This is a genomic window from Pseudomonas sp. DR208, assembly GCF_019823005.1.
Taxonomy (GTDB): Bacteria; Pseudomonadota; Gammaproteobacteria; order Pseudomonadales; family Pseudomonadaceae; genus Aquipseudomonas; species Aquipseudomonas extremorientalis.
The window spans coordinates 2,663,216-2,684,971 of the sequence record NZ_CP081944.1; the positions used below are offsets into that span (position 1 = coordinate 2,663,216).

The 21,756-nt window shown below is 62.7% G+C and carries 20 protein-coding genes; 7 read left to right on the plus strand and 13 right to left on the minus strand.

The features are described from left to right. The first annotated feature begins 36 nt into the window (after positions 1-36). Positions 37-999 carry a Dyp-type peroxidase gene (locus K5K89_RS12055; RefSeq protein WP_222541480.1) on the plus strand — a complete coding sequence of 321 codons (963 nt, stop codon included), beginning with the start codon at positions 37-39 and terminating at the stop codon, positions 997-999. Positions 1,000-1,076: 77 nt separating this feature from the next. On the opposite strand, the gene K5K89_RS12060 is transcribed toward K5K89_RS12055, so the two are convergent. Beyond that, positions 1,077-1,949 carry an undecaprenyl-diphosphate phosphatase gene (locus tag K5K89_RS12060; RefSeq protein ID WP_092245958.1) on the minus strand — a complete coding sequence of 291 codons (873 nt, stop codon included), beginning with the start codon at positions 1,947-1,949 and terminating at the stop codon, positions 1,077-1,079. A gap of 168 nt (positions 1,950-2,117) precedes the next feature. Here K5K89_RS12060 and K5K89_RS12065 point away from each other — a divergent pair, with 168 nt between their 5' ends. Then, entirely contained in the window at positions 2,118-2,624 is a 507-nt protein-coding gene (locus tag K5K89_RS12065) for a GNAT family N-acetyltransferase (RefSeq protein WP_222541481.1), read from the plus strand. Here the strand turns inward: K5K89_RS12065 and K5K89_RS12070 are convergent. Continuing rightward, positions 2,602-3,546 carry a GlxA family transcriptional regulator gene (locus K5K89_RS12070; protein WP_071488257.1) on the minus strand — a complete coding sequence of 315 codons (945 nt, stop codon included), beginning with the start codon at positions 3,544-3,546 and terminating at the stop codon, positions 2,602-2,604. The two genes, K5K89_RS12065 and K5K89_RS12070, sit on opposite strands and share 23 nt — an antisense overlap. Positions 3,547-3,705: 159 nt before the next feature. On the opposite strand from K5K89_RS12070, the gene K5K89_RS12075 reads away from it, so the two are divergent. Both K5K89_RS12075 and K5K89_RS12080 read left to right on the plus strand, forming a co-directional pair. Continuing rightward, a complete protein-coding gene (locus tag K5K89_RS12075; RefSeq protein WP_071488258.1) occupies positions 3,706-4,383 on the plus strand; it encodes a type 1 glutamine amidotransferase domain-containing protein in 678 nt (225 codons plus the stop codon). A gap of 78 nt (positions 4,384-4,461) precedes the next feature. Further along, positions 4,462-5,580, plus strand: coding sequence for an alkene reductase (locus K5K89_RS12080; protein WP_222541482.1), 1,119 nt, complete (start codon positions 4,462-4,464; stop codon positions 5,578-5,580). Here K5K89_RS12080 and K5K89_RS12085 read toward each other — a convergent pair whose 3' ends face one another. Together K5K89_RS12085 and K5K89_RS12090 are read right to left on the minus strand one after the other, a co-directional pair. Next, complete coding sequence (locus K5K89_RS12085) at positions 5,581-6,567, minus strand: NAD(P)H-quinone oxidoreductase (protein ID WP_071488260.1); 987 nt, start codon at positions 6,565-6,567, stop codon at positions 5,581-5,583. It abuts the gene before it with no gap. After that, positions 6,564-7,796: a YbfB/YjiJ family MFS transporter gene (locus K5K89_RS12090; protein WP_222541483.1), complete on the minus strand. Its 1,233-nt coding sequence runs from the start codon at positions 7,794-7,796 to the stop codon at positions 6,564-6,566. The genes K5K89_RS12085 and K5K89_RS12090 overlap by 4 nt, the downstream gene beginning before the upstream one ends. 112 nt (positions 7,797-7,908) lie before the next feature. Between K5K89_RS12090 and K5K89_RS12095 the strand changes: the two genes are divergently transcribed. Continuing rightward, positions 7,909-8,784 (plus strand): LysR family transcriptional regulator, encoded by an 876-nt coding sequence (locus K5K89_RS12095; protein WP_222541484.1) that lies wholly within the window; start codon positions 7,909-7,911, stop codon positions 8,782-8,784. A gap of 77 nt (positions 8,785-8,861) precedes the next feature. Next, on the plus strand, positions 8,862-9,248 hold the full coding sequence (locus K5K89_RS12100) for a DoxX family protein (protein WP_222541485.1): 387 nt from the start codon (positions 8,862-8,864) through the stop codon (positions 9,246-9,248). Between the two features lie 55 nt (positions 9,249-9,303). Here the strand turns inward: K5K89_RS12100 and K5K89_RS12105 are convergent, their stop codons facing one another. The 3 genes from K5K89_RS12105 to K5K89_RS12115 all read right to left on the minus strand — a co-directional run bounded on the left by K5K89_RS12105 (position 9,304) and on the right by K5K89_RS12115 (position 12,496). Beyond that, entirely contained in the window at positions 9,304-10,122 is an 819-nt protein-coding gene (locus K5K89_RS12105; RefSeq protein WP_071488264.1) for an alpha/beta fold hydrolase, read from the minus strand. A gap of 89 nt (positions 10,123-10,211) precedes the next feature. Continuing rightward, entirely contained in the window at positions 10,212-11,603 is a 1,392-nt protein-coding gene (locus K5K89_RS12110; protein WP_222541486.1) for an alginate export family protein, read from the minus strand. Beyond that, a complete protein-coding gene (locus K5K89_RS12115; RefSeq protein ID WP_222541487.1) occupies positions 11,600-12,496 on the minus strand; it encodes a VOC family protein in 897 nt (298 codons plus the stop codon). The genes K5K89_RS12110 and K5K89_RS12115 overlap by 4 nt, the downstream gene beginning before the upstream one ends. A gap of 140 nt (positions 12,497-12,636) precedes the next feature. Here K5K89_RS12115 and K5K89_RS12120 point away from each other — a divergent pair, with 140 nt between their 5' ends. After that, positions 12,637-13,704 (plus strand): NAD(P)-dependent alcohol dehydrogenase, encoded by a 1,068-nt coding sequence (locus K5K89_RS12120; RefSeq protein WP_222541488.1) that lies wholly within the window; start codon positions 12,637-12,639, stop codon positions 13,702-13,704. A 144-nt stretch (positions 13,705-13,848) separates the two neighbouring features. Here K5K89_RS12120 and K5K89_RS12125 read toward each other — a convergent pair whose 3' ends face one another. The 6 genes from K5K89_RS12125 to K5K89_RS12145 form a co-directional block, all read right to left on the minus strand. Further along, the gene (locus K5K89_RS12125; protein ID WP_071489093.1) at positions 13,849-14,685 is read right to left on the minus strand and encodes an IS3 family transposase; all 837 of its coding nucleotides are present in this window, start codon (positions 14,683-14,685) and stop codon (positions 13,849-13,851) included. Further along, a complete protein-coding gene (locus tag K5K89_RS28975; RefSeq protein ID WP_014717988.1) occupies positions 14,682-14,984 on the minus strand; it encodes a transposase in 303 nt (100 codons plus the stop codon). Before K5K89_RS28975 ends, K5K89_RS12125 begins: the two co-directional genes overlap by 4 nt. Before the next feature lie 106 nt (positions 14,985-15,090). Next, positions 15,091-15,549, minus strand: a complete 459-nt coding sequence (locus K5K89_RS12130) for an REP-associated tyrosine transposase (RefSeq protein ID WP_222541489.1) — start codon at positions 15,547-15,549, stop codon at positions 15,091-15,093. Between the two features lie 373 nt (positions 15,550-15,922). Beyond that, positions 15,923-17,341 (minus strand): efflux transporter outer membrane subunit, encoded by a 1,419-nt coding sequence (locus K5K89_RS12135; protein ID WP_222541490.1) that lies wholly within the window; start codon positions 17,339-17,341, stop codon positions 15,923-15,925. Continuing rightward, on the minus strand, positions 17,325-18,494 hold the full coding sequence (locus K5K89_RS12140) for an efflux RND transporter periplasmic adaptor subunit (protein ID WP_222541491.1): 1,170 nt from the start codon (positions 18,492-18,494) through the stop codon (positions 17,325-17,327). Before K5K89_RS12140 ends, K5K89_RS12135 begins: the two co-directional genes overlap by 17 nt. Next, positions 18,484-21,705 (minus strand): efflux RND transporter permease subunit, encoded by a 3,222-nt coding sequence (locus tag K5K89_RS12145; protein ID WP_058426815.1) that lies wholly within the window; start codon positions 21,703-21,705, stop codon positions 18,484-18,486. The genes K5K89_RS12140 and K5K89_RS12145 overlap by 11 nt, the downstream gene beginning before the upstream one ends. Between the last annotated feature and the right edge of the window lie 51 nt (positions 21,706-21,756).

Consider the following 21,756-nt stretch of genomic DNA (forward strand, 5'->3'; position numbering starts at 1 on the left):
CGGGTTCAATCTCGCCCTTTAGCCTGGACTTTCACCATGACCCCATCCTCCGTTCAGCCGCCCCTGGAACCGCAGTCCGTGTGCCACCCGATCACCAGCAGCGCGATTTTCATGGTCGCCGCTGTCACCCCCGGCAGCGAGGACACGGTACGCGCCTGGTGCGCCGACATTGCCGGGCTGGTGCGCTCGGTGGGCAAGCGCGTGCCGGCCGGCAACCTGACCTGCGTCTGCGGGTTTGGCTCGGATGCCTGGGACCGCCTGTTCGGCGCGCCACGCCCGGCGGCGCTGCACCCGTTCCGCGAGTTCGGCGTGGAGGGGCGCATGGCCGTGTCGACACCGGGGGATATCCTGCTGCATATCCGCGCCGAACAGATGGACCTGTGCTTCGAACTGGCCACCCATCTCATGGCGGCCCTGGGCGACAGCGTGAAGGTGGTGGATGAGGTCCAGGGTTTCCGCTATTTCGACATGCGCAGCATCATCGGCTTTGTCGACGGTACCGAGAACCCGGTAGGGCGCAAGGCCGAGGGCTTCACCATCGTCGGCGACGAAGACAGCGAATTCCGTGGCGGCAGCTACGTGCTGGTGCAGAAGTACCTGCACAACATGACGGCGTGGAATGGCTTGACGGTGGAGGCCCAGGAGAAAGTGATCGGGCGCACCAAGTTGTCGGATATCGAGTTGGACGAAGAAGCCAAGCCGAGCAACTCCCACAGCGCCTTGACCGTCATCACCGACGAACACGGTGAAGAAGTGAAGATCCTGCGCGATAACATGCCCTTTGGCCGGCCAGGTGCCGGGGAGTTCGGCACCTACTTCATCGGCTATGCACGCTCGCCGCATCCCCTGGAATTGATGCTGGAAAACATGTTCGTCGGCCGTCCGGTGGGCAATTATGACCGTCTGCTGGATTTCAGCACGGCGGTCACCGGCGGCCTGTTTTTCGTGCCCTCGGCCGACCTGCTGGAAGAACTGGCCGACCGAACCGGCAGTCTGTAAGGCAATACGGTACAAAGGTGGGAGAGGGCTTGCCCCCTCCCACATTGGATTAATGCTGGTTTCAGATTAATGTCAGATCAGCTCAGCCACCCAGTGCTGACCGCTACAATCAGGAACACCCCCAACAGCGCGCGGTAGATCACGAACGGCCAGGTGGAGAACCGCTCCAGGAACTTCATCAGGCCCCAGATCGCAAAGAACGCCGAGACGCTCGCCACCACCAGACCAAACAGCAGATGCGGCCAGGCATGGGCCGGCATGTCGGCGTGCAGCAACACCCACAACTCCTTCAGCCCGGCGAGGGCGATGGCCGGCAGGCCCAGCAGGAAGGAGAAGCGTGCAGCTTCCTCACGCTTGAAATTGAGAAACAACGCAGCGGTCAGCGTAGAGCCGGACCGCGATACCCCCGGAATCAACGCGCCAATTTGCGCGATCCCGACGATCAACGCATCGCGCAGGCGCATTTCGCTCACTTCACGGGTGTGGCGTGCGCGTACTTCCGCCACAGCCAGCAGCACCGCCATCACCACGCAGGAAATGCCGATCACCATCAGCCCACGCAGCGGTGAGTTGCAGGCATTCAAGGTCGACGACAACGCCAGGCCGGCAATCCCGATGGGAAGGGTCGCCAGCACAATCGCCACCGCCAGCTTGAACCAACGGTCGTTGTAGTCACCCCGACGCACCGCGCCGATGCTGCCGGTGGTGACCTGGCGCACATCGCGCCAGAAGTAACTGACCACCGCTGCCAGCGCCGCCAGTTGCATGGCCGCGGAAAACGCCGAGCCGGGGTCTTGCCAGCCGAGCAGGGCGGGCACCACGCGCATGTGGGCGGTGGACGACACCGGCAGCAGTTCGGTAATGCCCTGGATCACGCCAAGGATGAAGATCTGTAGGTAATCGAGGGAGGCAAAACCCACATCCAGGCCGGCGGTACACATGTTGGTCAAAATAGGTGTCCTTGAAGAGCAGAGGCAAATTTCACGAAGTTTATTCGAAATGTTTCAAGGTTTCGGGCGAGGCAACACCTATTTGCAATCGGTTCAGCAAGTAGAAAGGTTGGCCTCTCCTCGCGTTTTGTGAACAATGGCGCCCTGCGTTTTTTCACCGAGAGCCCCATGCCCGAAGTCACCGTCGAATTGATCCAGACCGGCCCCGAAGCCGCCGAGCTGATCCGTAATCTCTACCAGTACTACGCCTATGAGTCGTCCGACTGGGAACAGGAAGATGTGGAGGCGGACGGCCGTTTCTACATCCATGACGAACACCTGGCCCGCTACTGGCAAGACCCGCAATGGAGCGCCAACCTGCTGCTGGTGGATGGCTACATTGCCGGCTTCCTGCTGATCGAAGGCAGCGAATTGCCAGGCTTCGATGCCCTGGAGCTGGCCGATCTGTTCATCCTCAAGCGCTATCGCCGCAAAGGCATCGGCCGCGCCATCGCCAACCAGGTGCTGTGCAGCGGCCAGGCCAATTGGCTGGTGCGGTTCTATGACCAGGACGAAGTGTCCCAGGCGTTCTGGCGCACGGTGCTGGATAACCTGCCGCGCCCGGTACAGACGATAGAGCTGGAGGATGACCCGCAGTTGGTCAGTTACCTGATTACGCGGGCGGCCCTGCATTAAAGGCCTGTTGCATCACCGCCGGCGGCTGCCCGAACGCCCTCAGGAACGCCTGGCGCATGCGCTCGCGGTCGCCAAAGCCGGTTTCGCGGGCCACCACCTCCACCGGGTGACGGCTGGTTTCCATCAGTGCCCGGGCGGCTTCCACGCGCAGGGCTTCGATGGCTTTGGCCGGTGTCTGCCCGGTTTCCTCACGGAACACCCGGCTGAACTGGCGCGGGCTCAGCCGGGCGACATCGGCCAAGGTCTCCACCGTGAGGTCGTGGGTCAGGTTCTCACGGGCGTAGGCCAGGGCCAGTTGCACGCGGTCTGACTTGGGGTCCAGCTCCAACAGCGCCGACAGTTGCGATTGTTCACTGCCGCGACGTTGGGCAATCACCAGTTTGCGCGCAATGCGCCGGGCGAGGTCGCTGCCCAGGTCGTTTTCCACCATGGCCAATGCCAGGTCCACCCCGGCGCTCATGCCGGCACCGGTCCACACTTGGCCGTCCACCACGAACAACTTGTCTTCTTCCAGCTGGATGTGCGGGTAGCGCTTGCGAAAGGCCGGCGCGTGAATCCAGTGGGTGGTGGTGCGCTTGCCTTCCAGCAGGCCGGCTTCGGCCAGCACGAAGATGCCCATGCACAATGAGGCGACGCGCCGCGACTGGGCAGAGGCGGCCTTGACCTGTTCCAGCAGGTTGGCTTCCGGCAGGCGAAACTCCATGTAGCCGCCGACGATCAAGGTGTCATAGCCCTCGGCTCGAATGGGCGTGGTGTTCACCGAAAAGCCCTGGGATGTCATCACCGCGCCGCCGGTCTCCGAGACCAGGTGAAACGCATAGGCCGGCTCGCCGCGCAACAGGTTCGCGCACTCGAACACCGAGCCCACGCTGAGGCTCAGGCATTCGAAATTCGGGTAGACCAGCAGCGCAACGCTGTGCATCGTGTTTCTCCAGGGGGCAGGGGAGACGCGATTGTCGGCGGCTGGGCGAGAAACGGCAACTGCCGTCGAGCAATGTCCGAAAACCTTGCGGATATGACGTTGTGAGGCAACGCCCAGGCTCCTAAGCTTCAACCCACAGTCATCCCGAGGCACTCGACAATGAAAGTATTGATGGTATTGACCTCTCACGATCAGTTGGGCAACACCGGCCGCAAGACCGGCTTCTGGCTCGAAGAATTTGCCGCACCTTATTACGCGTTCAAGGACGCCGGCGCCGAGGTGGTGCTGGCATCCCCGGCCGGCGGCCAGCCGCCGTTGGATCCGGTGAGCGATCAGCCGGACTTCCAGACCGACCAGACCCGCCGCTTCGCCGCCGACCCGGCCGCGCAACAGGCCCTGGCGACCACGCTGAAGCTGGATTCGGTCAACGCCGATGCCTTCGACACCGTGTTCTACCCAGGCGGCCACGGCCCGCTGTGGGACCTGGCGGAATCGCCGGTTTCCATCGCGTTGATCGAGTCCTTCGAGCGTGCCGGCAAGCCGATCGGCTTTGTCTGCCATGCACCGGGTGCCTTGCGTCATGTCAAGGCGGTCAACGGCGAGCCGTTGGTCAAGGGCCGGCGTGTCACCGGTTTCTCCAACTCGGAAGAAGCCGCCGTTGAATTGACCGATGTAGTGCCGTTCCTGGTGGAAGACGAGTTCAAGAAGCTGGGTGGCCTGTATGAGAAAGGCGCTGACTGGCAGTCCTTTGTCATTACCGATGGCTTGCTCGTCACCGGGCAAAACCCCGGCAGTTCCAGCGATGTCGCCAAGGCCCTGCTGAAACTCACTGCCTGACTCAATAAACCGCTTGATGCATTGGCGACTTGAATAAGTCGCCAATGCTTTCGCGCGCTCGTAATCTGGAAGAATGAGATGACCGTTTTAAGTACCCCGGTGAAACTGGGTCACCACACACTGAACAACCGTATTGTGCTGCCACCGTTGACGCGCCAGCGCAGCGCCCAGCCGGGCGATATCGCCACTGACTTGATGGCCGAGTATTACCGCCAGCGCGCCAGTGCCGGCTTCATGGTCAGTGAGGGCACGCAGATTGAACCGCGTGGCCAGGGTTACGCGTGGACGCCGGGCATTTATACGCCGGCGCAGATCGACGGCTGGCGCAAGGTCACCGAGGCGGTGCATGCCGAAGGCGGGGTGATCTTCGCCCAGCTGTGGCATGTCGGTCGGGTGTCCCACAGCGCGTTGCAGCCTGAGGGTGCCGCACCGGTCGCACCTTCTGCTATCCAGGCAATTCAGGCCAAGGCCTTTATCGAAACGGCGCCGGGCGAGGGGCAATTGATGCAACCGCCTGTACCGCGTGGGTTGACCACGCAGGAGGTCAAGGACCTGGTCGGGCACTACGCCCAGGCAGCGCGCAATGCACTGGATGCGGGGTTTGATGGGGTGGAAATCCATTCAGCCAATGGCTACCTGGTCAACCAGTTCATCTCGGCCCACGCCAACCAGCGTGACGACGAGTACGGTGGCTCGCTGCACAACCGCCTGCGCTTCCTGCGCGAGATCGTCGAAGCAGTGACCGCCGTGGTCGGGCCCGAGCGCCTGGGCGTGCGCTTCTCACCATTGTTCAGCGGCACCGACCAGGACCGGGTGTACATCGGCCTGGTGGAAGACGACCCGCACCACACCTACATTGAAGCGATCAAGGTATTGGAAGCGTCGGGCATCGCCTATGTGTCCATTGCCGAAGCCGACTGGGATAACGCCCCGGTATTGCCCGAATCATTCCGCCGAGCGGTACGCGACACCTTCAGCGGGCGGATCATCTATGCCGGTCGCTACACCGCTGAACGCGGTGCAGCACTGGTTGAAGCGGGGCTGGCGGATCTGATCGCGTTCGGGCGGCCGTTTATCGCCAATCCGGACTTGCCGCAGCGGATTTTCAACGATTGGCCGTTGAACCCGCTGCGGGCGGAAGGGATGTATGGGGGAGGCGAAGCGGGTTATGTCGACTACCCGGTGTTCGCCGGGTAATCAAACCACCCGCAACACAATCTTGCCAATGTGATCGCCACCTTCCATCCGCGCATGCGCCTGATCGGCCTGGGTGTAATCGAACACCTGGTCGATCATCGGCAGGCAGCGCCCGGCTGCCAGCACCGGCCATACGTGCTCGCGCAGTTGGTCGGCGATGGCGGCTTTCTCGTCCTTGGTACGGGCGCGCAGCAAGGAGCCGGTGACGACGGCGCGTTTGCCGAGGATGGTCAGCAGGTCCACGTCATTGGCCTTGGCGCCGCCGAGGAAGCCCAGCATCACCAGGCGCCCGTCCATGGCCAGGGCCTTGAGGTTGTTGTTGAGGTAGGAGCCGCCCATGATGTCGAGGATCACATCGACACCTCGAGCCCCGATCACCTCGGCAAAATCCTGCTCGCGATAATTGATGGCTTCAGCGCCCAGGGCACGGATGGCCGCACATTTCTCTTCGCTGCCAGCGGTGGCGAACGCCTGGATACCGAACTCGCGGCACAGCATCAGGGCGGTGGTGCCGATCCCGCTGGTGCCGCCGTGGATCAGCACGCGCTGGCCCTTGTGCGCGCCGCCGATGCCGAACAGGTTGGCCCACACGGTGAAAAAGGTTTCCGGGATGGCGGCGGCTTGAATCCACTCCATGCCTTCGGGAACCGGCAACGCCTGGCTGGCGGGCACCGTGCAGTATTGGGCGTAGCCGCCGCCATTGGTCAGGGCACAGACCCTGTCGCCAATCGCGTATTCGCTGACCCCTTCGCCCAGCGCGACCACTTCGCCGGCCACTTCCAGGCCGGGGATCGGGCTGAAGCCGGGTTTCATCGGGTACTTGCCGGCACGTTGCAAGGCGTCGGGGCGGTTGACACCGGCGGCGTGCACGCGGATCAGGATTTCGCCGGGGGCCGGGGAGGGCACCGGTTCCTGGCGCGGCTTGAGCACCTCGGGGCCGCCGGGCGTGGTGATTTCAATCAGGGTCATGTCGGTAGGCAGGGTCATTTGGCAAATCCTGTAAGGGGGAGCGTATGGGTTGGGACCGTGTCGAGCGGTCGACGGTTCAGCACAATCATGCCCAGTTCCAGGGCCAGGGCGACCACGATGGCGCCAGCGGCAATCACGAACAACAGCGCATGCTGGCCACCGCTGCTGTTGAACAGTGCCGAGTAGGCAAACCCGGACAGTGCCTGGAAGGTAGCAAAGGAGACGGTGGCGCGGCTCCACGCTACCTGCTGCTGATGATGGTTGGGCAGCAATTCATGCACCCGCGCCAAGGCCAATGGCACGATGCCTGGCGGGAACGAACCGAGGATCACCGCCAGTACGGCAAGGGCAGTGAAAGAACTGGCCAGCGGCAACAGACCGACGGCAATCGCCTGCACCACCAGCACCACACGGATACTCAGGCGTGCTCCGAGTTTATCGGCGAGAAACCCGTAGCTTACCGGCCCCACAATCGCGCCCAGGCCGTACATCACCCAGACCATCGCGCCGATGTGCGCACCCTCACCCAGGCCACGGGCCACGTAATCCACCAGGAACACCATCGCCGGCACCAGGCCTGCGGCCATGAAGGCGTACTGGGCGAACAGCAGGTACACGCCGGACGGCATCCGCGCTGAAGTGGCCATTGGGGCCGCTGCTTCATGCAGCGTAACGCCGGGCCAGGCGAACCAGCTGGCCGCCGTCAACAGCGACGCCAGCAGGCCCAGGCCCAGCCACGTCTGCTGCAAGCCCAGGCTCAACAGCGGCGGCACCAGTGTGCCGGAGCCGGCAATGCCCAGGCCGACGCCGAGGAAGATCGCGCCACTGGCCAGGCCCCGGCGTGCGGCCGGTACGTGGGGCAATACGGTCGCGGCCACCAGCACCATGATCGCGCCGCCGGCAATCCCCGACAGCAGGCGCCAGGCGAAGAACCACACCACCGACAGCGGGAAGGCACAGGCGAAGAAGGCCAGGGTTACCGCCACCATCATGATGCGCAGGGCGGTCGTATTGGAGGTGCGCTGGGCGATGGGCCGGCCGATCAGCGCACCGATCAGGTAACCCACCAGGTTGGCGGCGCCGAGGTAGACCACGTCATTGGCGGAAAACCACTGGGCCTGGATCAGGCTGGGGATCAGCGGTGTGTAGGCAAAGCGTGCCAGGCCGATACTGACCAGGCTGGCACACAGGCCGGCAAAGATCGGCAGCCAGACCGCGCTGCGGGATGGTGCGTGGGAGTCGAGCATGATGGCTGTCCTGAAGTTTTTTCTGCGGCGGTCAGCATATCGGGATTTTTCGATGCAATAATGCAGCGAATTAGCTTAATGATGATGCATATCTGCATCAATGGGAGACCGCATGAATTGGGACGATGCACGGGTATTCCTGGCGGTGTGCCGCGAATCCACATTGCGCGGCGCCGCACGGGTGCTGGGCGTGGACCAGGCCACCGTGGGGCGCCGCGTCAACGCCTTGGAAAAGTCCTTGAACGCAACCTTGTTCCTGCGCACCTCCGAAGGCTACGCGCTCACGGCGGTCGGCGAAGCGGCGTTGCTTTCGGTGGAGAAAATGGAGCGCTCGGCCCTCGACCTGGAGCGCCAGATCCAGGGCCTGGATGACCGCCTGACCGGCACTGTGCGGGTCAGTACCACCGACTCCCTGGCCATCGACTTCCTGATCCCGGCCATCGCCTGCCTGCACGACAAACACCCCGACGTGCGCGTGCAACTGGACGCCTCCACGCAGATCCTCAGCCTGGCCAAGCGCGAAGCCGATATCGCCGTGCGCAACCAGCGCCCGGATAACCCCGACCTGATCGCCCGGCGTATTGCGCGCTGGCCGCTGGGGTTGTTTGCGTCCCAGGGTTACCTCGAGCGTCACGGCGTACCTGAGCCGGGCAGCCTGTTCGAAGGCCATGACCTGGTGGTCTACCAACCTCACCTGCAAAGCCAGAAGGACATGACCCTGGTCTCCGAGCCCCTCGGCCGCGGGCGCATCGTTGCTGCCTTGAGTTCCAGCCTGCTGGTGCGCCGCTCGATCGCTGCCGGCATCGGCATCGGTGAAATCCCGGTGTGCACCGGTGAACGCGACGGGCTGGTGCGCCTGTGGCCGGAGCGCACGCGGCCCTTGCCGTATGACGTGTGGCTGGTGACCCACGCCGATCTGCGCCACACCGCACGGGTGCGCGCGGTAATCGAGGAGATCGTCGCGGCGTTTGCCGGCACGGGGGAGTGAGGTCAGCACAGGCTTGCAAGCGCTTAGTTGGCTCGGTCGACACAATCGATGTTTGTGGCAATCAACCGAGAGCACGTATGAACGAATCGACGCGTCAGGACCTGGGACTATTGTTTCTGCGGATCAGCGGGGCGCTGTTCCTGCTGTGGGTGCATGGCTTGCCCAAGTTGCTCAACTACAGCGAGCAATTGCAGCTGATCGAAGACCCGTTTCACCTGGGGGCGAACATCACGTTGTTGCTGGCGATTTTCGCTGAAGTGCTGTGCCCGCTGCTGATCATCGCCGGGGTGCTGGTGCGCCTGGCGTGCCTGCCGATCCTGGCGGTGCTGTTGATCGCTTTGTTGGTGGTGCACCCGGAGTGGACGTTGTTCGAAGCGCAGTTCGGTTGGCTGCTGTTGATCATCTTCACCACCTTGCTGATCAGCGGGCCTGGTCGCCTGGTCCTGAGCCAGCGTTTCTCCTGAGCAAAAAAAGGCCGGGCAAGCCCGGCCAAAATAAGGAGAGGGTGGTGCAGGCGTTTCAGCGTTGCAGGAACGTCAGCAGGTCTTCGTTCAACTGCTGCGCGTGGGTCACGGCGAAGCCGTGTGGCGCGTCCTTGTAGACTTTAAGTTCGGCGCCCTTGATCGAGGCGGCCGCCACTTTGCCGGTGGTTTCGAACGGCACGATCTGGTCGCCATCGCCGTGGATCACCAGGGTCGGCACGTCGATTTTGGTCATGTCCGGGCGGAAGTCGGTTTCGGAGAACGCGGTGACGCAATCCACCGTCGACTTGAGGGATGCCAGCATCGCCACCTGCAGGGTCTGGGTCAGCACGCCTTCAGAGACCTTCTGGCCCTGGTTGATGCCGAAGAACGGCGTGTTGAAGTCGCTGATAAATTGCGCACGGTCTTTCAACAGGCCGGCCTTGATGCCATCGAACACTTCAGTCGGCACGCCCTGCGGGTAGTCCGGTTTCTGGCCGAACAGCGGTGTGACCGCGCCCAGCAGTACCAGGCCGGCCACGCGTGCGCTGCCGTGGCGTGCGATGTAGCGGGCGACGTCGCCACCGCCCATGGAGAAGCCCACCAGGGTCACGTCCTTGAGGTCAAGGTGTTCGATCAGCTGGGCGATATCGTCGGCGAAGGTGTTGTAGTCGTTGCCGGTCCAGGGTTGATCCGAGCGGCCGAACCCACGGCGGTCAAACGCGATGGTGCGAAAGCCGCGGCTGCTCAGGTATTCCATCTGGTATTCCCACATGTCGGCGTCCAGCGGCCAGCCGTGGCTGAACAGCACGGGTTTACCGCTGCCCCAGTCTTTGAAATAGATCTGGGTACCGTCTTTGGCGACGAATGTGCTCATGAACATCTCCTTATCGAGGGGGGATAAAACGCAGGATCACTATTGCCGTTAACCGGCTCGAGGGCTTGTACGGGTGTGCTTGCTTGGGGTTACCAGCTGAACTTGAGCTCGACCCCCAGGTAATTGCTGTCGTCACCGCCGGCATCGCGCAGGGTCTGGCCCACGTCGTAGTGCACGGCCTCGACGGCGCCGGTGAGGTTGGGGCTGAACACATAATCGGTGCGCACTTGCGCATAGGCGCCGGTCCAGCGATCGCCCTGGCCTGCGGTGCCGGCCACCGGCAGGTTGGGCTGGGTGTAGACCGCGTCGCTGGTGGTTTGGCGCCACAGCAGGCCGATGGCGGTTTGCACGCTGAGCCTGTCGATCGGCTTGAGCGTGATCGACGGCTTGACGTGAATCAGGTTGCTGTAGCCGGTGTAGCCCGCCAGGGAAAAATAGTAGCCGTTGGGGAACAGCGGGTTGAAGGTGCCGACGTTGCCATCCCCGGTTTTGCGGTCGCCCGAGGCGATGTCCAGTTGCAGGCCGATGCGCGGCTTCCAGGCCAGGCTGTCGAAGGTGTAGCCGGTACGGCTGCCACCGGCCCAGGCGCGAATGTCCTTGTTGCCGACCGAGCCGCTTTGCAGCATCGCTTCGATGTCCCAGTCAAAGCCCATGGCCGCGCCGCCCAGGCGTGCGTCGAACAGGTGGCGGGTCTCGTCGCCGTCGGCGTCCAGGTAGTGGGCGGCGGTGCGCTCATACACGCCGTAGTAGGCGGACAACTCGTTCTTGCCGCCCACCAGTCGCTCCACACGGACCATGTGGAAGCGCGCATCGCTGTTGGATTTGTCGTCGAAGTGACGCCCGTCCTGATACTGCACCGGCTGGCTGGCGATCCCGATAAAACGCCAGTTGGAGGTCTCCCAGTCGGCCCACAGCGCATCGAAGGACTGCCGCACATTCGGGCCGTCCCGCGATGAGATGAAGCGCTGCAGGTCGAAGGCAAAATCCTGGCGCCCGACACGGGCCTTGAGAGTCCCACTGCTGAAGGTATTCACGTACTCGGCGAAGGCCAAGCGCAGATCGACGCGATTCTGGTCGGCGCCGCCGATCGTGGTCTTGTCGTACGCCCGCACATCTTCCAATTGGGTGAACACCCGCCAGTGCTCGTTCAGATGCAGGTCGGCGTGGAGCTGGAAGCGTTGGATCAGGTAGCGATCACGCTTCACATCCCGCACGCCGAAGCCACTGGCATCGTTCATCTCGAAACGCTCGCGCAACGTCGCGCCCAGGGACAGGTAGGTGTAGGGGTTCGCGCTGGACAGCGGGATGTACTTCAAGCTGTCCAGCGGCTGCGTGCGCAGCGCCGGGTCCTGCAAAACCGACCAGTCTTCCTGCCAGCGGTTGGCCTTGATGGCCGGGCGTGTCGCTTGCTCGTCGGCGTGGACGCTGCCAACGAGCAGCGGCCACAGCACGGCCAGGCCCCAGCCTGTGCGGCGCGTCATTTTGCGGCGTTGAGTTGATGGATCTCCGCGACGTAGCCGCCCGGAAATTCCACCAACGCACTGCGACGGCCTTTGCTGTCGAACGCAGGCACTAACACTTTCGCGCCGGAGCCGGTGGCCTTGCCCAGGGTGGCCGTCAGGTCAGCCACTTGATAGCCGGTGGTCTCGTGGCCGAACGGGTAGGGCAGTTGGCCGTTGGTGACCAGCACCGCCATGCGCCCGAATGGCGATTCGATGTCGACGCGACGGTAGTTGCCGTTGGCTTGGCCGATATCCACGCCAGGGGCGTGTTTGTCATCGGCCAGGACTTTGCCGTGGGAGAAGCCGATAAACGATTTGATAAAGGTGTCGGCACGCTCGGCACTGAGGTACACGCGGTTTTCCGGCACGGTCTGGAACGCGGCGTAATCCGGGGTCTTGGTGTGCCAGTAAAGCTGCATGTTCACACCGCCCGGCCACTGCACCACCGCGTCACGCCCGATCGGGTCGGGAAAGTCGCTGACGATCACCGCCGCGCCGTTCTCCCGGGCGGCCTTGAGGGCGACGTCCATGTCCTTGACCAGGTAACCGTTGCGCTCCTGGCCGAACGGGTGCGGGATCGGCGTGGTGAAACCGAACAGCGACACTGTGCCTGCCGGGGTCTGCAGCAGTTGCGACGTGGTGCTGCTGGGCACCGGCAACACGTTCACCACCACTTGGGGCGTGCTTTTGCCGCCGAATGTGGCCAGGAAGCTCTGGGTAAAACGCTCCACATCGGCCGGTGCCACATAGACGTGGCTGGTGTCGTATTGCGGGGCCACGGCGACCGCCGGTGTAGCGGCGAAGGCGCTGTTCATCATGGCCCCGGCCAGCAAGGTGACTGCCAGCGATACCGTCCTGACTTTTCTACACATACCCACTCTCCCGCGTTTTGAGAAAGTCTCGATCTTAGGGACGGGGCCGACCGGCGGATTGTACGGACGTGCTCGGTTGAACGATTCAGCGTCTATGCTGGTCATCTGACTCCCAGCATCCGATCACACAGGTGAACGAAATGGCCAAGACTTACAGCTACGCCGCCCAGAACGCCAAGGATTCCCTCAAGCCCTACACCTTTGAGCGCCGTGCGCCGGGGGCGGATGACGTGCAGATCGACATTCTCTATTGCGGGGTCTGCCACTCCGACCTGCACACCGTGCGCAACGAGTGGAACAACACCCTTTACCCTTCCGTGCCTGGCCACGAAATCGTCGGCCGTGTCACGGCGGTCGGCGCCAATGTGCAGCAGTTCAAGGTGGGTGACCTGGCCGGTGTCGGCTGCATGGTCGACAGTTGCCAGCACTGCGCGTCCTGTACCGAGGGCGAGGAGCAGTACTGCGAGAACGGCTTTACCGGCACTTACAACGGCCCGGTGTTCGGCGGTGAAAATACCTTCGGCGGCTACTCGGACAGTATCGTGGTCAAGGAAAAGTTCGTCCTGCGCATCTCCCACGATGACGCCAACCTGGCTGCCGTGGCGCCGTTGCTGTGCGCCGGCATCACGACCTATTCGCCGCTGCATCATTGGAAGGTCGGCCCCGGCAAGAAAGTCGGCGTGGTCGGCCTGGGTGGTCTGGGCCATATGGCAGTGAAAATCGCCCATGCCATGGGCGCCCATGTGACGCTGTTCACCACCTCACCGAACAAGCGCGAAGACGGCCTGCGCCTGGGCGCCGACCAGGTGGTGGTGTCGAAGAACCCGGACGAAATGGCCAAGGTTGCCAACAGCCTGGACTTCATCCTCAACACGGTTGCCGCGCCGCACAATCTCGATGCGTTCCTTAACTTGCTCAAGCGTGACGGCACCATGACCCTGGTCGGCGCGCCCGACAGCCCGCATCCGTCGCCCACGGTATTCAACCTGATCTTCAAGCGCCGCAGCCTGGCCGGTTCGTTGATCGGCGGCATCCAGGAGACCCAGGACATGCTCGACTTCTGCGCCAGGCACGGGATTGTCTCGGACATCGAGATGATCGACATCCAGGGTATCAACGAGGCGTATGAGCGGATGCTCAAGGGCGATGTGAAGTATCGGTTCGTGATCGATATGGACAGCTTGAAAAAGGAAAGCCAAGCGGCGTGAAACGCACTCCCTGAACCGCTGTAGAACCCTTGTGGGAGGGGGCTTGCCCCCGATAGCAGTCGGGCAGTCACCGCATCATTGACTGACCCGCCGTTATCGGGGGCAAGCTGAACTGGTCAAGTAATCTTGGACACCGATTAAGGTTCATGCCGCCAACCTTTCCTTCGCGACCGGCGACCGGTAGTCGTTGTAGCTGTGAGGCCTGCTGATGTTGTAGCGCGAGACATAGCGCTGCACATCTGCCCGGGCCTCATGCTCCAGTTTGTAGCCCGTTTCAGGAACCCACTCGGATTTCAAACTACCAAAGAAACGCTCCATCGGGGCGTTGTCCCAGCACTCGCCTTTACGGCTCATACTTTGCCTAAACCCATGCTTCACAAGCGCGTTTCGGAATTTATGGCTGGTGTACTGGCAACCTTGGTCAGAGTGAAACAACACATCCTCGGGATGGCCGCGTAGCTCAACTGCCATGCGTAGTGCCTCGCAGGTCAGGTTGGCATCCGAAATCATCGAGAACGACCAGCCTACGATCCTGCGAGCGTACAGATCCAGAACGGCGGCGAAGTACATCCAACGCTTGCCGACCTTGATGTACGTTACGTCGCCACACCACACCTGATTAACCGCCGTCACATCAAATTTCCGCTTGAGCACATGCGGCGCCACCAAGGCCTCCACGCCCGGCGACTTGTACTTATGGCGCCTGCGCTGACGACTAGCGATGCCAGCCTCGCGCATCAAATTGCGAGCCATGTAACGTCCGACACGATGTCCTTTGGCTTGCAGCTCCTTGGACAAGGTACGTGCGCCCGCCGACTCTCTCGACGCCTTGTGGTGCCTGACCAGCGCGGCTTTGAGCTTTTCCCGCTCAGGATTTGCTCTGCCCTGGCGCTGGCGCCAGGCATAGAAGCTGCTGCGGTTAACCCCGAACGCCCGGCAACACCTTTTAACGCCGTACTGCTCGTCCAGCTCATCGATCAGCGTGAATGATCTTTGGCGTCCAAAAGCAGGAGAGCACTGGCCTTTTTTAAGATTTCAATGTCCAGGTCTTTCTCCCTGAGCAGGGCTTTGAGTCTCTGGATCTCTCGTTGATCAGCGGTAATTGCCTTGGCTCCCACCGGAGTCGAGCCCAAGCGTTCTTTTTGCACTTGATCGACCCAACGGCGCAGAGCAGTAGGACCAATATCCAGGCTGGCACAGACCTCGGTAACCGGCTGACCTTCATCCAGCACCATGCTGGCAGCCTTGAGCTTGAACTCACTCGAATAAGATTTACGCATATCCAAACACCTCAGATTTGGGCGCTATCATAGCGCCCGATTGAAGTGTCCAAAATCATTAGGCCAGTTCAGCAAGCCCCCTCCCACAATGAGTGTGTGTTCAGCTTTATATCCAGATTGCATCCCACAGCGGGTAGTCGCCAATCTTCTCTACCAACCCTGCCCTCAATGGGTTAGCCACCACATACCTGGCCATTTTCACCAGGTCATCTTCCTTGCGCAGTGCCCGGTCGTGGAAGCTTTCCTGCCAGAGTCTTCCCTTGCGTCCGCTTAGGCCGTTGACGGACCGCGTGCTCTTGGATTTTACCTGCCGCATCAGGTCCGCCAACGAGCCTTTTTTCAACTCAATAAGCCAATGAAAGTGGTCAGGCATGATCACCCACGCCAGCGAGTTTGCGAGCCCTCGGTACTGAGCCAGGCGAAACTGCCAGACCACCAGTCGACCGAGGTGGAAGTCTCTGAATATCGGTAGGCGTTCGTGGGTGTTGGTGGTGATCAGGTAGATGCGGTTGGGTTCGCTGAAGCGTCCGATGCGCAGCCGATGTGAAGCGGGTAAATCTGCCATTCCCTGGCCCTCTCAAGGTGTGTTCAGAGAGGCTAGATCGGTGTGTAAAAGGCTGATTGGCCGGCCTTTGGCAGGATGTGTCTGGAAGAACGCCATCGGGGGCAAGCCCCCTCCCACATTGGTTCTGCGGCGTTCATACATTGTGTGTCTGGCACAGGAGCAGGGTGGAAGGGGACAAGCCCCCTCCCACATTGGTTCTGCGTCGTTCATACATTGTGTGTCTGGCACAGGAGCAGGGTGGAAGGGGTAAGCCCCCTCCCACATTGGTTCTGCGGCGTTCATACATTGTGTGTCTGGCACAGGACAAGTGTGGGAGGGGGCTTGCCCCCGATTGCGGTAGTTCAGTTGACAGTTATGTGACTGACCCACCGTATCAGGCGCCCGGCTGCCAGCCACCGCCAAGCGCTGTCACCAACCCCACACTCGCCTGCAACTGCCGCGTCTGCACCGCCTGCAAGGTGCGCTGCGCCTGTAACGCTGCCGTCTGCGCCGTCACCACATCCAGATAACTCACGGCCCCCGCCTCGTAGCTGTTCATCGCCAGCGCCTGGGTGTGCTGCGCCGCATCCGCTGCTGCCTGCTCATCCAAGGCTTCCTGCTGCAGATCTCGCAATTGCCCCAGGTTATCTTCCACCTCGCGCACGGCCTTCAACACCTGGCTGCGGTAGTGCGCCGATGCCTCTTCGAATTCGGCTTTGGCCTGGCGCTCGTTGGCGCTCAGGCGGCCCCCGTCAAAGATCGGCAGGTTCACCAGCGGCCCCAGCGCCCAGTAGCGATTACCGGCGGACAGCAGGTTGCCGACGCCCTGCGTCTGCCCGCCAATCAACCCGGTCAGGCTGAAATCCGGATACCACGCTGCCTTCGCTACGCCGATGTTGGCGTTGGCGGCAAACACCCGCCGTTCCGCCGCTGCAATATCCGGCCGACGTTGCAGGAGATGGCTTGGCAGCTGCGATGGAATGCCCGGCAGTGCAATCAATTGCGGGCTCGGCGGCACGGAGAACTCGCTGGCCGCCACGCCCACCAGTTCACCGATGGCATGCTCGGTCAGGTTGCGTTGCCCGCGGACTTCATCCAGCTGCGCCTTGGCTTCGGCCAGTTGGTTCTGTGCACGCGTCAGGTCCAGCTCCGAGGCGATCTGGCCCTCATACCGGCTGCGGGTCAGTTGCAGGGCCTGGCTGAAATCATCCAGCGAACGCTTGAGAATCCGCGCCTGTGCATCCAGCCCATTGAGCTGCACATACAGGCTCGCCAGTTGATGCTGCAAGCTCAGGCGCGCCACCGCCAGGTCGTCACCCGACGCTTGCGCCTGGGCGTCACCCGCCGCCACCTGGTTGCGGATTTTGCCCCACAGGTCCAGGTCGTAACTCAACGAAAACCCTGCGCTATTGCTGTTGTACACCGACGGCTGCGTGGTCCCGCGTAGCGGCCGTGAATCCGATTGGCGCTGGCGCAACGGCTGTGCGCTGGCGGTGATCTGCGGGAACAGCCCGGCATGCAGTTGGCTGGCGTACGCCTGGGACGCATCGAAGTGCGCCAGTGCCGCCGCCAGGTCCGGGTTGGCCTTGAGCAGTTGCTGTTGCAGGTCGTTCAGGCGCGGATCGTGGTAGAGCTTCCACCATTCGGGCGCCAATTGGTCGGACGGTTGCGCGCTGTGCCAGGGACCGTCGCTGGTCTGTTCGCGGTAGTGCGCAGGCAGGTCAATCGGCGGCACCTTGTAGGTGGGCGCCATCGAGCAACCCTGTAACGCCAGCAGCATCAGTGCAACGAGGGGCTTAAGCCTTGGGCGCATGCGTACCTCCAGCGGCGTCGGCCAGTTGCACCGGGTCGCCTTCGCGCAGGGCGTCGGGCGGATTGTCGACCACGCGGTCGGCGGGTTTCAGGCCCTGGTCGATGACCAGGCGTTCACCGAGGTCGAGGCCGATATGGATGTCTTGCAAGTGCACATGATTCTGCGCATCCAGCACCGCCACTTGCGTGCCCTGGGCGCGGAAGATCAACGCGCTGGCCGGGATGCTCACGCCATGGGTGTCCGCCGGGATCGGCAGGGTCGCTTCGGCGTAATCGCCGGGCAGCAGCTCGCCGTTGGGGTTGTCGGCCACGAACTGCGCGAGCAGGGTGCCGGAGCGCCGGTCGATGGCAGTGGAGTCGCCGATCAGGCGCGCCTTGAAGTGCTCGCCAGGATGCTCGGGTACCGTCAGCTCGGCTTCAAGGCCGGGGTGGATGACCGCGGCGTAGTTCTGCGGCACCGGTACATACAGGCGCAGTTGGTGGGTGTCGGCGATGTTGAACAGCTCCGGGTCGCTGTCGGTGTCGGCCTTGATCAACTGGCCGATATCGGTGTTACGTGCGGTGATGGTGCCGGCGAACGGCGCGCGGATAGTCTTGTAGCTTTCCAGTGCGGTCAGCCTGGCGTAGTCGGCAGCAGCGGCCTCGGCGTTGGCTTTGGCGGCGGCGGCATTGGAAGTTTTCTCATCGGCTTCCTGGCGCGACACCGAGTGGCTCGCCAGCAAGTTCTGCCAGCGCGTGGCGGTGGTGGCGGCCAGGCGTGCGTTGGCCTGTTCCTGCACCAGGCGTGCGTGGGCCTGCGCCAGTTGTTGGTCGAGGTCGGGGCTGTCGATCTCGGCAAGGATTTGCCCGGCTTCGACCCGCGTCCCGATGTCGGCTTTCCAGTCCTTGAGGTAGCCGCTGACCCGCGCATGGATCGGTGCCTTGCTCCAGGCTTCCAGGTGCGCGGGCAGGCGCAGGGTATCGCCGGCCGCATTCTGCTGCGGTTGGAACACCATCACCTGCGGGATGGCGGCGGTCTCGGTCCAGGCCGTGACCGACTGTTCGTGCAAGGTACGGGCGTGCAGGCCGTTGGCGACCAACAGGGCGGCCAGGGTCAGGCCGCCGACACCCATGAGCATCAGACGCTTGCGCGAGGGTTTGTGATCAGACGACATGAGACGTTTCTCCAGCTGTAGCACGATTAGGGTGACGACCGTGGACCAGGCTGAAGACCACGGGTACAAACAACAGGGTGGCGGTGGTGGCGAGGATCAGGCCACCGATCACCGCGCGGCCGAGCGGGGCGTTCTGTTCTTCGGACATCGCCAGGGGCAACATGCCGATGATCATCGCCAGGGCGGTCATGCACACCGGGCGAAAACGCGTGTAGCCGGCTTCCAGCGCCGCCTTCAATGCATCGCCATGTTCGGCCAGGCGTTCGCGGCAGAAACTCACCACCAGGATCGAGTTGGCGGTGGCGACGCCCATGCACAGGATCGCGCCGGTCAGTGCCGGCACCGACAAGGACGTGCCGCTGAGGAACAGCATCCACACGATCCCCGCCAGCGCCGCCGGCAAGGCGGTGATGATCACGAACGGGTCGACCCATGATTGGAAGTTGACTACGATCAGCAGGTAGATCAGCACCACCGCACCGAGCAGGCCAAAACTCAAGCCGCTGAACGCTTCATGCAGTGCATCGATCTGCCCATGCAGGCTGATCACCGCGCCTTTGGGGCGCATGGAGGCGGTGTCATCCAGCACTTTCTGAACGTCACGGGCCACGCCGCCGAGGTCGCGGCCTTGCACGTTGGCATACAGGTCCAGGGTCGGCTCGATGTTGTAGTGGGTCACCACCGCCGGGCTCTGCACGCGGGAGATGGTGGCTACACCGCCGAGGATCTGCGACTGGCCGTTAGCACCGGTCACCGGCAGGGCTTCCAGCGAGGGCAGGCTGTCGAGGCGGTATTGCGGGGTGGCCGCGACGATGGAGTAGGACACACCGTTGGCCGGGTTGAGCCAGAAGGTCGGCGCCACCTGGGAACTGCCGGCGAGGGACGCCACCATGCTGTTGGTCACGTCGCGCTCGGTGATACCCAGGCCATTGGCGCGCAGGCGGTCGACGTTCACTTGCAGCGACGGGTAGCCGGTGGATTGCTGGATACGCAGGTCGGCGATGCCCGGTACGTTTCGCAGGCGTCGCTCAAGCTCCACTGCATAGGCGCGGTTTTCTTCATCACTGCGCCCGGAGATCTTCACGTCCAGCGGAGCCGGGGCGCCAAAGTTGAGAATCTGGCTGCTGATGTCCGCCGGCAGGAACGCAAAGTGGCTGCCGGGGAAACTTTGCGGCAGGGCTTCACGCAGTTTTTTCACGTAATCGGCGGTGGGCGCATGGTCCTTTTTCAGGGTGACCTGTATATCGCCATCCTGCGGACCGATGGTGCCGCTGCTGCTGTAGGCCATGTCGATGCCGCTGAGCGGAATGCCGATGTTGTCGACGATGGTGTCCAACTCTTCGGCGGGGATCACTTCGCGGATCCGCGCTTCGATGCGGTCGAAGGCCGCGGCGCTTTCTTCGATACGCGTGCCCAGTGGCAAGCGTACGTGCAGGGCCAGGGCGCCTGCGTCGGTAGCCGGGAAAAAATCCTGGCCCAGGCTCGGCAGCAGCAGGAACGACGCCAGCACACAGGCCAGGAAGCCGACGATAAAACGCTTGCGATTGCCCAGCGCCAAGGTCAGCAAGCCGTGGTAGGTGTCGCGGATGTTCGAGAAGTGACGCTCGAAGCCCTGCTGGAAATTCAGCACCGATTGCAGCACGCGATTGCGCGGTTTCGGGTGCTGTTCACCCTCGTGGTGGTTGATGAATTCATCTTCCGGGTGATGCCCAGCGCCTGGCTCCGGCGTGTGTGGCTTGAGCAGGAACATCGCCAGGGTCGGCACCAGCGTCCGCGAGAGGATGAACGAACTGGCCATGGCAAAGATCACCGCCAGGGCCATCGGCCGGAACAGGTAACCGGCGATGCCTTGCAGCAGGAACATCGGCACGAACACGATGCAGATGCACAGCAGCGAGACGAACGCTGGGCCGACAATTTGCGCGGCACCGTCGAGGATCGCGGTCTTCACCGCCTTGCCTTGCTCCAGATGCCAGTTGATGTTTTCGATGGTCACCGTGGCGTCGTCCACCAGGATGCCCACGGCCAGCGCCAGCCCACCCAACGTCATCACGTTGAGGGTTTGCCCGCTGGCCGCCAGTAACGCGATGGCCGAGAGCACGGCCAAGGGAATTGACGCGGCGATGATCAGCGTCGAGCGCCAGCTGCCGAGGAACAGCAGGATCATCGCACTGGTCAGCAGCGCGGCAATGATGCCTTCCTGGGCCACGCTGCCCACCGATTGCTTGACGAACACCGATGCGTCGCCGAGCAGCGAGGTCTTCAGCGATGGCGGCAGGGTTTCGTTGATGCGCGGCAACATCTGGCGGATGCCGTCGATGATCGACAGGGTGGAAATGCTGCCGTTTTTCAGCGCCGGCATCAGCACGGCGCGGTGGCCGTCGACGCGCACAATATTGGTCTGCGGTGGCGAGCCGTCACGCACGTGCGCCACCTGGCCAATCGTGATCAGCGCACCGTCGACGGTCTTGATCGGCAGGTCGTTGAGTTCATCGATGGCCTTGGGGCTGTTGTTGAGCAGGATCGTGTATTCGTCGGGGCCGAGTTTGGCGGTGCCCACCGGGATGATCTGGTTCTGCAGTGCCAGGGCGTTACCCACGTCCTGCGCCGACAGGCCTTTGGCAGCCAGCGCCTGCGGGTCGAGGTCGAGGGTGATCTGGCGTTGCTTGCCACCCATCGGTGTCGGCATGGCCAGGCCGGGCAGGGAACTGAGCGGCAAGCGAATGTTGTTCTGCACCAGGTCGCGGATCTTGGCTTCCGAGAGGCTGGGGCTGGAGAACGCCATTTGCAGGATCGGCACCGTGGAGGCGCTGTAGTTGAGGATCAGCGGCGGCGTGATGCCCGGTGGCATTTGCTTGAGTACGGTTTGTGAAACCGCCGTCACTTGGGCATTGGCGGTGCGGATATCCACGCCGGGCTGGAAGAAGATCTTGACGATGCCCATGCCGGGCAGCGATTGCGATTCGATATGTTCGATGTCGTTGACGGTGGTGCTCAGGGAGCGTTCGTAGGTGTAGATCACCCGGCCGGCCATGGCGTCCGGCGACAGGCCGTTGTACTGCCAGACCACGGCGACCACGGGGATGCCGATATCCGGGAAAACATCAGTAGGGGTACGCAGGGCCGCCATTGGCCCGATGATGCAGATGAAGATGGCCAACACGATAAAGGTGTATGGCTTTTGCAGTGCGGTCTTTACCAGCCCGAGCATGCGTGAAACCTCCGGAAGGAGCAGGATTGCAAACCCCGGCAGTCTCACGCG

What these genes read in the sequence shown, in the direction of transcription:
- K5K89_RS12055 (WP_222541480.1), top strand. Translation starts at nt 37, where the DNA reads ATGACCCCATCCTCCGTTCAGCCGCCCCTGGAACCGCAGTCCGTGTGC.
- K5K89_RS12065 (WP_222541481.1), top strand. Translation starts at nt 2,118, where the DNA reads ATGCCCGAAGTCACCGTCGAATTGATCCAGACCGGCCCCGAAGCCGCC.
- K5K89_RS12070 (WP_071488257.1), bottom strand. Translation starts at nt 3,546, where the DNA reads ATGCACAGCGTTGCGCTGCTGGTCTACCCGAATTTCGAATGCCTGAGC.
- K5K89_RS12075 (WP_071488258.1), top strand. Translation starts at nt 3,706, where the DNA reads ATGAAAGTATTGATGGTATTGACCTCTCACGATCAGTTGGGCAACACC.
- K5K89_RS12080 (WP_222541482.1), top strand. Translation starts at nt 4,462, where the DNA reads ATGACCGTTTTAAGTACCCCGGTGAAACTGGGTCACCACACACTGAAC.
- K5K89_RS12085 (WP_071488260.1), bottom strand. Translation starts at nt 6,567, where the DNA reads ATGACCCTGCCTACCGACATGACCCTGATTGAAATCACCACGCCCGGC.
- K5K89_RS12090 (WP_222541483.1), bottom strand. Translation starts at nt 7,796, where the DNA reads ATGCTCGACTCCCACGCACCATCCCGCAGCGCGGTCTGGCTGCCGATC.
- K5K89_RS12095 (WP_222541484.1), top strand. Translation starts at nt 7,909, where the DNA reads ATGAATTGGGACGATGCACGGGTATTCCTGGCGGTGTGCCGCGAATCC.
- K5K89_RS12100 (WP_222541485.1), top strand. Translation starts at nt 8,862, where the DNA reads ATGAACGAATCGACGCGTCAGGACCTGGGACTATTGTTTCTGCGGATC.
- K5K89_RS12105 (WP_071488264.1), bottom strand. Translation starts at nt 10,122, where the DNA reads ATGAGCACATTCGTCGCCAAAGACGGTACCCAGATCTATTTCAAAGAC.
- K5K89_RS12110 (WP_222541486.1), bottom strand. Translation starts at nt 11,603, where the DNA reads ATGACGCGCCGCACAGGCTGGGGCCTGGCCGTGCTGTGGCCGCTGCTC.
- K5K89_RS12115 (WP_222541487.1), bottom strand. Translation starts at nt 12,496, where the DNA reads ATGTGTAGAAAAGTCAGGACGGTATCGCTGGCAGTCACCTTGCTGGCC.
- K5K89_RS12120 (WP_222541488.1), top strand. Translation starts at nt 12,637, where the DNA reads ATGGCCAAGACTTACAGCTACGCCGCCCAGAACGCCAAGGATTCCCTC.
- K5K89_RS28975 (WP_014717988.1), bottom strand. Translation starts at nt 14,984, where the DNA reads ATGCGTAAATCTTATTCGAGTGAGTTCAAGCTCAAGGCTGCCAGCATG.
- K5K89_RS12130 (WP_222541489.1), bottom strand. Translation starts at nt 15,549, where the DNA reads ATGGCAGATTTACCCGCTTCACATCGGCTGCGCATCGGACGCTTCAGC.
- K5K89_RS12135 (WP_222541490.1), bottom strand. Translation starts at nt 17,341, where the DNA reads ATGCGCCCAAGGCTTAAGCCCCTCGTTGCACTGATGCTGCTGGCGTTA.
- K5K89_RS12140 (WP_222541491.1), bottom strand. Translation starts at nt 18,494, where the DNA reads ATGTCGTCTGATCACAAACCCTCGCGCAAGCGTCTGATGCTCATGGGT.
- K5K89_RS12145 (WP_058426815.1), bottom strand. Translation starts at nt 21,705, where the DNA reads ATGCTCGGGCTGGTAAAGACCGCACTGCAAAAGCCATACACCTTTATC.